The 13,328-nt window shown below is 67.1% G+C and carries 12 protein-coding genes; 7 read left to right on the top strand and 5 right to left on the bottom strand.

The window, feature by feature from the left end:
* Positions 1 to 21: 21 nt before the first annotated feature.
* The 3 genes from ACEN9Q_RS02485 to ACEN9Q_RS02495 all read right to left on the bottom strand — a co-directional run bounded on the left by ACEN9Q_RS02485 (position 22) and on the right by ACEN9Q_RS02495 (position 3,457).
* On the bottom strand, positions 22 to 1,113 hold the full coding sequence (locus tag ACEN9Q_RS02485) for an NAD(P)/FAD-dependent oxidoreductase (RefSeq protein ID WP_495627251.1): 1,092 nt from the start codon (positions 1,111 to 1,113) through the stop codon (positions 22 to 24).
* A gap of 158 nt (positions 1,114 to 1,271) precedes the next feature.
* A complete protein-coding gene (fdxA, locus tag ACEN9Q_RS02490; RefSeq protein ID WP_056438916.1) occupies positions 1,272 to 1,595 on the bottom strand; it encodes a ferredoxin FdxA in 324 nt (107 codons plus the stop codon).
* Between the two features lie 311 nt (positions 1,596 to 1,906).
* Positions 1,907 to 3,457, bottom strand: coding sequence for a hypothetical protein (locus tag ACEN9Q_RS02495; protein ID WP_495627252.1), 1,551 nt, complete (start codon positions 3,455 to 3,457; stop codon positions 1,907 to 1,909).
* A 159-nt stretch (positions 3,458 to 3,616) separates the two neighbouring features.
* Here ACEN9Q_RS02495 and ACEN9Q_RS02500 point away from each other — a divergent pair, with 159 nt between their 5' ends.
* On the top strand, positions 3,617 to 3,895 hold the full coding sequence (locus ACEN9Q_RS02500; RefSeq protein WP_056438919.1) for a polyhydroxyalkanoic acid system family protein: 279 nt from the start codon (positions 3,617 to 3,619) through the stop codon (positions 3,893 to 3,895).
* Here ACEN9Q_RS02500 and ACEN9Q_RS02505 read toward each other — a convergent pair whose 3' ends face one another.
* Positions 3,896 to 4,153, bottom strand: a complete 258-nt coding sequence (locus tag ACEN9Q_RS02505) for an acyl-CoA-binding protein (RefSeq protein WP_056438922.1) — start codon at positions 4,151 to 4,153, stop codon at positions 3,896 to 3,898. It lies immediately after the preceding gene.
* A gap of 163 nt (positions 4,154 to 4,316) precedes the next feature.
* The gene (locus ACEN9Q_RS02510; protein WP_056438928.1) at positions 4,317 to 4,673 is read right to left on the bottom strand and encodes an FKBP-type peptidyl-prolyl cis-trans isomerase; all 357 of its coding nucleotides are present in this window, start codon (positions 4,671 to 4,673) and stop codon (positions 4,317 to 4,319) included.
* Positions 4,674 to 4,857: 184 nt separating this feature from the next.
* Here ACEN9Q_RS02510 and ACEN9Q_RS02515 point away from each other — a divergent pair, with 184 nt between their 5' ends.
* The 6 genes from ACEN9Q_RS02515 (at position 4,858) to ACEN9Q_RS02540 (ending at position 13,291) form a co-directional block, all read left to right on the top strand.
* Complete coding sequence (locus ACEN9Q_RS02515) at positions 4,858 to 5,829, top strand: YVTN family beta-propeller repeat protein (RefSeq protein ID WP_495627253.1); 972 nt, start codon at positions 4,858 to 4,860, stop codon at positions 5,827 to 5,829.
* Positions 5,829 to 6,620, top strand: coding sequence for a polysaccharide deacetylase family protein (locus ACEN9Q_RS02520; RefSeq protein WP_495627254.1), 792 nt, complete (start codon positions 5,829 to 5,831; stop codon positions 6,618 to 6,620). The genes ACEN9Q_RS02515 and ACEN9Q_RS02520 overlap by 1 nt, the downstream gene beginning before the upstream one ends.
* A 35-nt stretch (positions 6,621 to 6,655) precedes the next feature.
* Positions 6,656 to 7,651 (top strand): sterol desaturase family protein, encoded by a 996-nt coding sequence (locus ACEN9Q_RS02525; protein WP_495627255.1) that lies wholly within the window; start codon positions 6,656 to 6,658, stop codon positions 7,649 to 7,651.
* A complete protein-coding gene (locus tag ACEN9Q_RS02530) occupies positions 7,648 to 8,472 on the top strand; it encodes an EI24 domain-containing protein (RefSeq protein ID WP_495627256.1) in 825 nt (274 codons plus the stop codon). Before ACEN9Q_RS02525 ends, ACEN9Q_RS02530 begins: the two co-directional genes overlap by 4 nt.
* An 86-nt stretch (positions 8,473 to 8,558) precedes the next feature.
* The gene (locus ACEN9Q_RS02535) at positions 8,559 to 9,359 is read left to right on the top strand and encodes a competence/damage-inducible protein A (protein WP_495627257.1); all 801 of its coding nucleotides are present in this window, start codon (positions 8,559 to 8,561) and stop codon (positions 9,357 to 9,359) included.
* A 500-nt stretch (positions 9,360 to 9,859) separates the two neighbouring features.
* Positions 9,860 to 13,291, top strand: coding sequence for a transglycosylase domain-containing protein (locus ACEN9Q_RS02540; RefSeq protein WP_495628909.1), 3,432 nt, complete (start codon positions 9,860 to 9,862; stop codon positions 13,289 to 13,291).
* Positions 13,292 to 13,328 lie beyond the last annotated feature (37 nt).

The raw sequence follows: 13,328 nt of genomic DNA on the forward strand, positions 1-13,328 counted from the left end.
CGTACCGGCGTTACGGAACGATCAGTCGAACACGGGTGTCTCGACGCCGAGGATCTTGTGCAGTTTCGGCGAGGTCGTCGTGTACTGCATGTGAATCTTCTTGTCCGGGAAGATGTACGGCGCGGCGCCGAAGGCGGCCAGCGCGGCTTCGTGGAAGCCCGACAGGATCAGCTTCTTCTTGCCCGGGTAGGTGTTGATGTCGCCCACGGCGAAGATGCCCGGCACGTTGGTCTCGAACTTTTCCGTGTCCATGACCTTGAGCTGGCGGCGTTCGATGTCCAGGCCCCATTCGGCGATCGGGCCCAGCTTCGGCGACAGGCCGAAGAACACCATCAGCATGTCCAGCGGCACGCGGCGGGTCACGCCGTCGGCACCGGTGACCTTGACTTCGGACAGCTGGCCGTCCTTTTCGTCGAAGCCGGTGACCTGGCCGGTGATCAACTGCATTTCGTATTCTTCGCACAGCTGCTTCATCTTGGCGACGGACGCGGGCGCTGCGCGGAAGTCTTCGCGGCGGTGCACCAGCACGACGGACTCGGCCTTGCCGACGAAGTTCAGCGCCCAGTCCAGCGCGGAGTCGCCGCCGCCGCAGATGACGAGGTTCTTGCCTTCGAACAGGCTCGGATCCTTGACGCGGTAGAACAGCTGGCTGTTGTCGAACTTCTCGATGCCGTCGACCTTGATCGTGCGCGCCTGGAACGAACCGACGCCGGCCGCGATGAAGATGGTCTTGGTGATGAAGCGGGTGCCGGTCGAGGTCTCGACGTTGAAGCGGTGGTCTTCACGGCGCTGGACGGTCGTGACTTCCTGGCCCAGGTGGAAGGTCGGCTCGAACGGCTCGATCTGCTTGAGCAGGTTGTCGGTCAGTTCCTGGCCGGTGCAGACGGGCACGGCCGGGATGTCGTAAATCGGCTTGTCCGGGTACAGTTCCACGCACTGGCCGCCGACGGCCGGCAGCGAATCGATCACGTGGGCCTTGATCTCCAGCAGGCCCAGCTCGAACACCTGGAACAGGCCGACCGGGCCCGCGCCGATGATCACGGCATCGGCTTCGATGGCGCCGGCGAAGGAGCTGTTGGGAGCGATGGTGCCCGCTTCGGGGGTCGTAGTCATGCTAATTTCCTATGAAGGGGGCACGCCGAACCTGCTGCGCGTTGCAAAGCGGCCTGCGATGCGCGCCGTACGCCAGTACGGCTGCGCTTCTCGACCACTTCTGCCGCCGCTCGCTACGGTTTGGCGCGACCCTGATACTGAGTTGGGTCTGAAGTTGTTTAGCGGGCCAGTTGGTCCAGCTTGCTCTTGACGTCCTTCCACTCCTCCGCGTCGGGCAGGGCCGGCTTGGTCTTGGTGATGGACGGCCAGTGGCGCGCCAGCTCGACGTTAAGCTTGATGAATTGCTGCTGGTCCGACGGCACGTCCTCTTCCGCGTAGATCGCGTTGACCGGGCACTCCGCCACGCACACGGCGCAGTCGATGCACTCGTCCGGGTCAATGGCGAGGAAATTCGGGCCTTCCCGGAAACAATCTACCGGGCATACATCCACGCAGTCGGTATAGCGACAACGGATGCACGATTCGGTGACAACGTGGGTCATAACAGTCCTATCAGTGAGTGGAGGCGGCGGCGCGTGACTTTTACAGGGAACGTTCGGGCACCTCGAAAAACCCTCGCGAGCGGCAGCAATGGCATTCGAGAAGCGCAGCCGTACGAGCAGTACAGCGAGCATCGCAAAATGACAGTGCAACGCGCAGCAGGTTTTCCGACGCGCCCGTTCGCCGGACGCGGCAAAGCACTGTATTTTAGGGCAATTCTGCTTCTACGACAAATCAGGCTTATACACAATACACATAAGCAAATGTGTGCTGGCGGCCCCGGCAGGCCCGGGAAACGGGCCCGTCGGGCGGGTCATGTCGACGCGGGCAGGTCGACGACCGCGGTCGTCGCGACGGCCGTTCCGGCGGCATCCGTCACCGTGACGGCCGTCAGCGCCAGGGATGTCTGCGCCGCCGGCGGGGTTGCGCCGGCGGGCCCGAGCCGGCCGTGTTCGGCGCACCAGCGCGCCAGCGCATCCGCTTCCGCCTGCAGCACCCGTTCGACGTCGTAGTACTCGGCCAGGTTCATCGTGCCGCAGCAGGCGCGCCGGTCCTGGCGGGCGCCGGGCGCGTCCGTCACGAGCGGCAGCAGGCGCAGGCCGGCCGGATGGTCGCTCGTGAGGCCGGCCGGCACGGCGAACACTTCGCGCTGGGCGAAGCGGTCGCGGATCGCGTTGATGACCGGCTGCGGCTTGCCGTCGTCGTTTGCGATGCGCAGCATCTCGTTGGCCACGTCGGCATACGTGGCGGCCGCGTCCGGCGCGGCGATCAGCGCGCGCAGCACGAGCCCGCGCAGCCAGCCGGCGACCCGGTGCAGGACGCTGGCGCAATCTTCCAGCGCGGGATTGCGCTCGAAGGCGAACACGTCGGCCAGGATGTCGTAGACGGCCCCCGTGAACACTTGCGAGATCGCGTGCACCTCGGTGCCGGCCTGCGACAGGGTCAGGTCGTTGTCGGCATTGCGCAGGCCGGTCGTGCTGCCCAGGGCCAGGCCGAACTGCTCGGCGATGTCGGCCAGGAAGGTTTTATCGTGCAGGTGCGCCTTGGTCTGGGCGACGACGGCGTCGCACTGGTCGAGCTGCGACAGCGCCAGGAAGATCGCCGTCAGGTCGCCGAACGACTCGTGCAGGCCGCCCGTCTGCGGCGGATTGTCGGCCAGCAGCCATTGCGGCTTGAGGCCGTCGAGCACGGCGTGCCCGGTCTCGTGCGAGACGATGTCGAACGAGCGGCACGTGTAGACGCGCGCCGTGTCTCCGCCGGGGACGAAGTCGCCGAATTTCAGGCAGGCCTGCGCGCGGCTGTAATAGGCGTTCATCACGTTCGGCAGGCCGTATGGCCAGACCTGCAGCGGCGACGTGTCCGTGCTGCTGTTCCACTGCCAGGGCAGGGGCATCGCGCTGCCCGCCGTCGACAGCGCGCGCTGGTACATCGTCAAGGTCTGGCGCACGACGGCGAACGTGTGGACGGCGTCGAACTGCGGGGTGTCCGGCATCGTCACGAAGTCGCCGAAGGCATTCGGTTCGACGGGCGGGATGGCGGTATCGCCCGACGCCAGCACGATGCGCGCGTCGCGCGGGCCGGCCAGCACGACGCCGGGCAGGAACACCTTGCGCGTGCCGATCTCGTCGACCGACGGGTCCTGCTTCCACATCAGCACGCGCGCGCCGGACGCGTAGGGCAGGGGGACGTCGGCCGGCTGGCCGGCTTCGGGCGCCGAGGGGCTGCCGGGGCCGGCCTGCGGGCGCGGCTTGCCCGGCTGGTCGAGCAGCTGCGCGGCCTTGCGGTGCTGGCGGTAGGCGCTGCTCGGCGTCGGCACGAACCCGACGGGCAACCGCGGGCGGCGGGTGGGGGCGGATGAGTCCATGATCGCTTCCTCCTTGATGCATACGAGGCATGGTCGCCCCTTACCCGATAGCGACATTGAGGCTCATCAATTGATTATTCTCCAGGCAAGCGCTGGCCTTTGCGCCCATCAACTGGCATGATGGCGGGCTTGTTTGATTTGAATCAGTAAGGAAATCGCATGCCGGACATCAGCATCACCCAGCCGCACAGCCTGAGTCAGACCGACGCGCGCGCCGCCGCGCAGAAGGTGGCGGACAAGCTGGCCCGTGAATATGGATTGAGTTGCCAATGGGAGGGCGACGTACTGCGTTTCGCGCGCAGCGGCGTCGAAGGGGCGCTCACCCTGGGCGAGCGCCAGGCCGCGTTGCGCATCAAGCTGGGCTTCCTGATGAGTGCCTTCGCGTCCACCATCGAACAGAAGGTGGGGGAAAGCATGCGCAAGACGTTCAACGCCTGATTACTGGTCCTTCAGTTCGTCGATCAGGTCGACGTACTGCTGCATCGCCTCGTCCTGCGCCGTGCCTTTCAGCGCGGCCCAGGCGTCGTACTTGGCGCGGCCGACCATGTCGGTGAAGCCGGGACGCTCGCCGCCCACGTCGCCGCTCGACGCCTGCTTGAACAGCGCGTAGATCTTCAGCAGGGTCATATTGTCCGGACGCTCCGGCAGATTCTTCGAATCGAGCTGGGCCTGGGCGAACTGTTCTTGCAAACTCATGGTAACTCCTTTGACGATGTGCGGGCATCTTAGCGCATCGTGTCGGGATCACACCCCGTTCGGCGGGTTTTTAGAAGAATTGCTCGGTCTGCTTCGTGGGCTCGGGGAGCCCACCCTACAGCTGCCTGGTGGGCACCCTGTGCCCACCAGGCGCAGACGTAAATCAAACGTCCAGCAGCTCGACGTCGAAGATCAGCGTGGCATTCGGCGGAATCACGCCGCCCGCGCCGCGTGCGCCGTAGCCGAGGCTCGCCGGGATGATCAGGCGGCGTGCGCCGCCGACCTTCATGCCCTGCACGCCTTCGTCCCAGCCTCGGATCACGTGGCCGGCGCCCAGCGGGAACTGGAACGGGTCGTTGCGGTCTTTGCTGGAGTCGAACTTGACGCCGGTGCTGCCGTCGTCGTTCTGCAGCCAGCCGGTGTAGTGCACGGTCACGTGGTTGCCGGCCTTCGCCTCGGCGCCGCTGCCGACGACGGTGTCTTCATATTGCAAGCCGGAATTCGTGGTGGTGATGGACATGGTTTTCCCTTGTTGTTCAGAGTGAAAGGCCGATTGTAGTGCATGGCCTGTCAAAGTGCCATTGACGTCCTGGCCACTGTGTTGCGGCGGCGCGCCGCCCGCGTGCGATTGCGGCGCCCGGCGCTACGGGGTGTTCAAGTTTCCCCTTAGAATAAAGCTTTTCCTCCTGGGCTCGTGCCGTTCCATGCTGCGTCGCTTCCACCAGTCTCTCATTCTCGGTTTCTCATTGTTTTCGGCCATCCAGGCCGCCGATGCGAATGTCGTGGTCGTGCTCAATTCGCGCGACGCCACCGTCCAGCTGCTCGACCAGGCGACGGGCGCCGACAACGGCACGTTCGCGGTCGGCAAGGAGCCGCACCACCTGATGGCCACGCCGGACAACAAGTCGCTGATCGTCGCCAGTTCCGCCGGCAACGAGCTGGTCTTCCTCGACCCCGTCACCGGGAAGGTGCAGCGCCGCCTGCCGGGCGTGCTTGATCCGTACCAGATCGGCTTCTCCCCGGACCAGAAGTGGTTCGTGTCGGCGGCGCTGCGCATGGACCACGTCGACATCTACCGCTACGACGGCGCCAGCCTCACGCTCAGCAAACGGCTGCCGCTCGCGCGCATGCCCAGCCACATCGCGTTCGATGCGAACAGCACGACGGCATTCGTCACGCAGCAGGGCAGCGACCAGGTCAGCGCGATCGACCTCAGGACGCAGGCCGTCAAATGGACGCTCCCGGTCGGCAAGCTCCCGGCCGGCATCACGATGACGCCGGACGACAAGTACCTGCTCGTCGGGATCATGGGCAGCGACTACGTCGAGGTGATCGACTGGCGCGCGCAAAAGACCGTCAAGCGCATCAAGACGGGTAACGGCGCCCACAACTTCCGCGCCGCGGGCGACCGCCGCCACGTGTTCGTGTCGAACCGCGTGCAGAATTCGATCAACGTCATCGACCAGGTCACGCTGGAAAACGTCGGCATGATCCCCGTGCCGGGCGGTCCGGACTGCATGGAACTCACGGCCGACGGCAAGACGCTGTGGGTGACCCTCCGCTGGATCAAGAAGGTCGCGGTGATCGACGTGGCGAGCCGCAAGGTGATCAAGCTGATCCCGGTCGGCCGTTCGCCGCACGGCGTGTTCTTCGCCAACGCGGCGCCGCGGCTGTGATGGCGCGGTCCCCGTACGCCGCGGCCGTGGCGCTGCTGGCGGCCACCTCGATCGCCCAGGCGGCGGCACAGCCCGACGAGGCGCCCGCGTGCAAGGGCACGATCTACCTGACGTTCGACACGGGCAGCCAGTCGCAGGCCGACCTGATCGCCGCCACGCTCCGCCGCCACCGCATCAAGGCCACGTTCTTCCTCGCCAACGAAAAGACGGTGCGCGGCGACTGGTCGCTCGATCCGTCCTGGGCCGGCTTCTGGAAGGCGCGCGTGGCGGAAGGCCACGCGTTCGGCAGCCACACGTTCGACCACGTCTACTTCCAGCGCGACGCGGCGGGCGGGCGCATCGTCGTCAAGCCGCAGTTCGGCGCCCACGCCGGCCAACGGGAAACGTGGACGCAGCAGCAGTACTGCGACGAACTGCGCCGCGTCGACACGCGCTTCGCGCAGCTCACCGGCCGCCATCTCGACCCGATCTTCCGCACGCCGGGCGGCCACAGCTCGCCCAACATCCTGGCGGCCGCCAAGGCGTGCGGCTACCGGCACGTGGGCTGGGCGCCGGCCGGTTTCTCGGGCGACGAGACGGCCAGCGACAAATTCCCGAACGACGTGCTCCTCAAGCGCGCGCTGGCCAATCTGAAGGACGGCGACATCTTCATGGCGCACATGGGCATCTGGTCGCGCAAGGACCCGTGGATGCCCGCGAACCTCGAGCCGCTCATCGCCGGGCTCGAGCGCAAAGGCTTCTGTTTCGCTACACTGAGGGAGCATCCGGACTACCGCCGCATGCAGCCTTGATTGGCGTTGATCCCGACCGGCACACTGAAAGACACATGATCCAGCACTTCCTCGATTGGTTCGCCTTCCTGCAGGGATGGCTGTTCGAGCACATGGTCGAACCGGCGATGTTCGCCATGGGCCTCGGCGAATACCTCGAAGACGCCTTCGAGGGCGTCGAGTGGTTCCTCGCCGGCGCCTGCGAAGTGGCGGCCCTGTATCTCGTGCTGCGTCCGCTGGAAGCCGTCATCCCCGTGCAGGAGATGACGGACCGCGCCGCGCGCCGGAACGATTTCATCTACACGCTGATCCACCGCCTCGGCCTGTTCGGCATGGCCGTGTTCTTCACGCTCGACCCCGTGATGGACCACGTCGCCGGCCTGCTGCGCTTGGAAGGCGTCCACCCGTTCAACCTGGAAGGGCTCATGACGGGCTTCCACCCGCTCGCCAGCTTCCTGCTGTACCTCGTCGTGCTGGACTTCTTCGATTACTGGTTCCACCGCGGCCAGCACCGGTTCCGCTGGTGGTGGGCGCTGCACAGCCTGCACCACAGCCAGCTGAACATGAACCTCTGGAGCGACGACCGCAACCACCTGCTGGACGACCTGCTGCGCGACGTCTACATGGCCGTCCTCGCGCTCGCGATCGGCGTGGCGCCGAGCCAGTACGTGCTGCTGGTATCGGTCTCGCGCGGCCTGCAAAGCCTGCAGCACGCGAACGTGCGCATCCACTTCGGCCGTCTCGGCGAGCGCCTGCTCGTGTCGCCGCGCTTCCACCGCACGCACCACGCCGTCGGCGTCGGCCACGAATCGCCAGGGCATGAGCTGGGCGGCTGCAATTTCGGCGTGCTGCTGCCCGTGTGGGACCTGGTCTTCGGCACCGCCAACTTCGCCGCCGGCTGGCACGGCACCGGCGTGCGCGACCAGTTCGCGCGCACGAATCCGGACGGCTCCAGCCGTCCCGCGCGCGACTACGGGCGCGGTTTCTGGCGCCAGCAGTGGCTCGGTCTCGTGCGCTTGATGGAAGCCGGCAGCCGGCGCAAGGCGGCATGATGCGCCCCGTCGCCATCGCCTACGGCCGCGCGCTGCGCTCCCAGTTTTCGGGACGCATGCTGCTCCTGTCCATCGTGCCGCTGCTGCTGTCGCTGGCCTTGTGGGGCGGCCTGCTGTACGCCGGCATGCAGCCGCTGCTGGACTGGCTGCACGCGCTGTTCGCCGACTACGGCCTGTTCGAGACGAGCAACGGCATCCTCGCCACGCTGGGCCTCGGCTTCTTGAAGACGCTCGTGATCCCGCTCGTGGCGATGCTCGTGCTGCTGCCGCTGATGATCATCACGTCGCTGCTGTTCATCGGCGTGGGCGCCATGCCGGCCATTGCGCGCCACGTCAGCCGCGTGCAGTTTCCGGCGCTCGAACGCAGGGAAGGCGGCAGCTTCCTGGGCAGCCTCGGCGTGAACCTGTCGGGCATCGTCGTATTCGCGCTGCTGTGGCTCGTCACCCTGCCGCTGTACGCGCTGGCGCCCGTCGCCCTCATCGTGCAGGCGGTGCTGTGGGGCTGGCTCACGGCGCGCGTGATGAGCTACGACGCGCTCGCCATCCACGCGAGCCTCGAGGAGCGCCGCACGATCGTGCATGCGCAGCGCCGGTCGCTGCTGCTGATCGGCACCGTGTCCGGCCTGCTCGGCGCGCTGCCGGGCGTCGCATGGGTGGGCGGCGCGCTGTTTTCGGTGGTGCTGTTCCCCGTGCTGGCCGTGCTGTCGATCTGGCTCTACCTCGTCATCTTCATCTTCACGGGCCTGTGGTTCCAGTACTTTTGCCTGCAGGCGCTGGCCGACCTGCGCGCCGGACAGGTCCTGAAAGACATCGAGCCCTGACCGTCGGTGCACGCAGCCGAAGCTCGGCCAATGCGCGCGGCAGGCTGCGGCGCACTGTGGCACACTGGAACCGGAAGGAGGTACGCATGGCATTCGGCCTCATCATCATCGGCGACGAAATCCTGTCCGGGAAGCGGCGCGACCAGCACCTGCCCAAGGTCATCGAGTTGCTGGGCGAGCGCGGCCTGCGCCTGTCCTGGGCCGAGGTCGTGGGCGACGAACCCGCGCGCATCACGGCGCTGTTGAAGCGCACGTTCGCCGGACCCGACGTCGTGTTGTCCTGCGGCGGCATCGGCGCCACGCCGGACGACCACACGCGCCAGTGCGCCGCCGCGGCGCTCGGTGTGCCGCTCGCACTGCATCCGGAAGGGCGTACGCTGGTCGAGGAGCGCATCCGCGAGACCGCGGGTGCCGACGCCGACCTGCGCGCGCCCGAGAACCTGCAGCGCCTCAAGATGGCCGAATTCCCCGCGGGCGCGCGCCTGATCCCGAATCCCTACAACCGCATCCCCGGCTTCACGGTGGCGCAGCACCACTTCGTGCCCGGCTTTCCCGTGATGGCGTGGCCGATGATCGCGTGGGTGCTCGATACGCTGTATGCCGACCGCTTCCACCGCGAGCCCCGGCGCGAACGGGCGTTGCTGGTGTACGAACAGGCCGAAGCGGCGCTCACGCCGCTGATGGAATCGCTGGAGGCGCGCTACCCCGGCGTGCGCGTGTTCAGCCTGCCCAGCGTGGGCGATGCGCACACGCGGCGCCATATCGAATTGGGCGTGAAAGGCGAGCCGGAACAGGTCGATGCGGCGTGGGCCGACATGTGCGCCGCGCTCGAACGTATGGAAGTGGAAACACAGCCGTTGCCGCCCGTGGACAGCCGGGCAAACTGAGCCGTTGTTTTTTTGCGAAAATGGCAGGGCGACGTCAAAAAACTGCATGTGTGGTTCCTGCATGTCACATTGATGTGGTGGAATGATGTTTGTGAGCAGGGACGATCCAGAGTGAGGTCGCCACCTGCTTTGTGAACTTTTACGACCTGGGATCACTCGAACCGACCAGCAGCAGGATGGCGAGCAGGTTGACGGGATTTGCAGGCGTGTTTCAAACCGGTTGAGCCATCATGGATAGTATTCGCCGTCTCCGACGGCCCCGCTTCTTCGCCCGCGCATTCCACCGCTTCTTTGGTGGGGCCGCGCCGGTGCAACCCTCTCTCGCCGGCGTGCCCGCCATGGCGGCCGAGCAGGATGTTCCCGTTCGTATCATGCCGCCGCGATTGGAACCCAGTCTCGAGCCCGCGCTCGATCCGGACGCCGACACCGGCGACGGCGCCGCGCCGCCGCCACAGCAGCCGGCGCCGCCCAAGCGGCGCTGGCGCAAGACCAAACGCGCGATGCTCGTCCTGCTGCTGCTCGTGGTGGCCGCCGTGGCCGCCGTGGGCGTGTACGAAAGCCGCACGTCGGCGCTGGAAGCGCGCTTCTTCGCCGGCCTGGCGAGCAAGCTCACCTACCGCGTCGGCAAGGGGCCCAGCAACGCGATCCGCTTCCCGCAGGCGAGCCCGTACGACGAGCGCCTCGGCTACTCCAATCTGCCGAACTACCTGGCCAAGCTCAAGACGCGCGACTACGTCGTCGTCGAACAGGCGCGCATGTCGCCCAAGATGCTGCAGATGGCCGACCTCGGCCTGTTCGCCACGTACCGCGAAAAGACGCGCGCCGGCCTCGACATCCTCGACAGCAGCGGCGCGCCGCTGTTCTCGGCCCGCTTCCCCGAGCGCCTGTACGAACGGTTCGACGCCGCGCCGCAGGTTCTCGTGAAGAGCCTGCTGTTCATCGAGAACCGCGAACTGCTCGACACGACTTATCCCAAGCGCAACCCGGCCGTCGAATGGGACCGCTTCTCGAAAGCCGTGTTCGACAAGACGGTCCATGCGGTGGGCCTGGGCGGCGGCGGCCGCGTCGCCGGCGGCAGCACGCTCGCCACGCAGATCGAAAAGTACCGCCATTCGCCGGAAGGCCGCACGGCGTCGCTGGGCGACAAGCTGCGCCAGATGGCCTCGGCCACGCTGCGTTCCTACCAGGACGGCGAGGACACGAGCAAGACCCGGCGCCACATCGTGCTCGAATACCTGAACACCGTGCCGCTGTCGGCCAAGCTCGGCTACGGCGAAGTGAACGGCATCGGCGACGGCATGTGGGTCTGGTACGGCCGCGATTTCAATGACGTCAACCGTGTCCTGTCCAATAACCAGGCAAATGCGCAGGTCACCCCCGACTTCGCGCTCGTCTACAAGGAAGCGCTGTCGCTGATGATCGCGCAGCGCCGTCCGGCCTACTACCTGGGCGCCGGCGAAAAGGATCTCGAGACCCTCACGAACTCGCACCTGCGCGTGCTGGCGCAGGCGGGCGTGATCTCGCCCCAGCTGCGCGACGCCGCGCTCGCCACCGTGCTGCATCCCGCGCTGGGTTCGGGCGTGGCGCCGCCGCCGGCGAACACGTTCGTCACGCGCAAGGCCGCCAACGCCGTGCGCAACCACCTGGCCACCCTGCTGGGCGACTCGCGCCTGTACAACCTCGACCGCCTCGACCTCTCCGTCGTGACGACGTTGAACGCCGATGCGCAGAGAGCCGTCACGGCCGCCTTGCGCAAGCTGACCGACAACGAAGCCGCGGCCGCCGCCGGCCTGACGGGCAAGGGCATGCTGGGCAACGGCGACCCGTCCAAGGTCGTGTACAGCTTCACGCTGATGGAGCGCGGCGACAAGGCCAACTACCTGCGCGTCCAGACCGACAATTACGACCAGCCGCTCGACATCAACGAGGGCGCCAAGCTCGACCTCGGCTCGACCGCGAAGCTGCGCACGCTGACGACCTACCTCGACATCATCGACCAGCTGCACCAGCGCTACGAGCCGATGTCGAAGGCGGAACTCGCGAAGGTCACCGTCGATCCGAAGGACCGGCTGAGCCAGTGGGCCGTCGATTACTTCAAGGCGTTGCCGGACGGCGCCGACCGCGGCCTCGTGCCGATGCTGGGCGCAGCGATGGAGCGCAAGTATTCGGGCAACCCGGGCGAAGCGTTCTTCACCGGTGGCGGCGTGCACATCTTCGGCAACTTCAGCAAGCTGGACGACAGCCGCATCCTCACCGTGCAGGAGGCGCTGCAGCACTCGACGAACCTCGTGTTCGTGCGCCTGATGCGCGACGTCGTGCGCTACTACATGTTCCAGTTGCCCGGTTCGTCCGCCCAGCTGCTGGCCGACGCCGACGACCCGCGCCGCGCCGAATACCTGTCGCGCTTCGCCGACCGCGAAGGCAAGGACTTCCTGGCGCGCTTCTGGAACAAGTACCGCGGCAAGAACTGGGACGAGATCGAGACGGCGCTGATGCAGGGCGTGCGCATCAAGGCCTCGAAGATCGCGGCCGTGCACCGCACGATCTACCCGGACGCGTCGCCGGACGAGTTCGCGAAGTTCCTGCATAAGTATCTGCCGGCAGAGGCCGAGGTCGACGACGAGCGCATCGCCAAGATGTACGACCAGTACTCGGTCGCGAACATGTCGCTGGCCGACCGCGGCTACGTCGCCTCCGTGCACCCGCTCGAGCTGTGGCTCGTCGGTTATTTCCGCACCCATCCGAAAGCCGGCTGGGACGAGGTCGTCGCCGCGTCGACGAAGCAGCGCCAGGAAGTCTATTCCTGGCTGTTCAAGACGCACCGCAAGCACGCCCAGGACAAGCGCATCGCCGGCCTGATCGAGGTCGAAGCCTTCCTCAAGATCCACGCGCAGTGGAAGAAGATGGGCTATCCGTTCGACTCGCTCGTGCCGTCGTACGCGACGACCCTGGGCGCATCGGCCGACCGTCCGATCGCGCTGGCCGAGCTGATGGGCATCCTCATCAACGGCGGCGTGCGCAAGCCCACGCAGCGCATCGATTCGCTGCACTTCGCCAAGGACACGCCGTACGAGACCCTCGTCAAGCGCAGCGACGCGGAGAAGGGCGAGCGGGTGCTGAATCCCCTGGTGGCGCGCGCCGTCGTCAACGCCATCCGCGGCGTCGTGCAGGAAGGCACGGCCAAGCGCGTCAAGACCGCCTTCGTCAAGGAAGACGGCAGCGTGATCGCGCTGGGCGGCAAGACCGGCACGGGCGACCAGCGCTTCGACGTCTACGGCGCCGGCCACCGCCTGATCGAGTCGCGCTACGTGAACCGCTCCGCCACGTTCGTGTTCAACATCGGCGAGCGCTTCTTCGGCAGCATGACGGCGTACGTCCATGGTCCGGACTCCGCCCACTACGACTTCACGAGCGCGCTGCCGGTGCAGTTGCTGGTGACGCTGGCCCCGAGCCTGATGCCGATGATCGCGCACCAGGACACCGTGACCATCCCGGGCCTGCACGTCGAGCGCGCCGCGCCGGCGCCGGCGGGACCGGCGGACGCCGTCGCGCGCGATACCGAGCAGGCCGTGCCGGCGGACGCGGCGCCCGCCGATGCCGATGCCGCCCCGGCCGCCAAGGCCGAACCGGTCGCCAAGGCCAGTGCGAAGCCGGCCGAGAAGCCATCCGTCAAGCCGGCCGAGAAGCCCGCCGTCAAGCCGGCCGGCGAGACGCATCCGAAGGCTGTGGGCGAGGGCGCGCACGCCGCGCCGCACAAGCCCGCGGCCGACGAACACGTCCCGGCCAGACCACCCGTCGTCCACAAGGGCGACGCGGAGGGCCACGCCAGACCCGCCGTGCACAAGCCGGCCGCGAAGCCCGCGGCCGAAGCGGATACGCCGCCCAGGACGTCGCGCGCCAAGCCGCCCGCCGTCGAAGAAGTGCTGCAGTGAGCGCCGGGTGCGCTAACCCGGCGCACGGGAGCCGGGC

The organism is Massilia sp. Masssp93 (assembly GCF_059491295.1).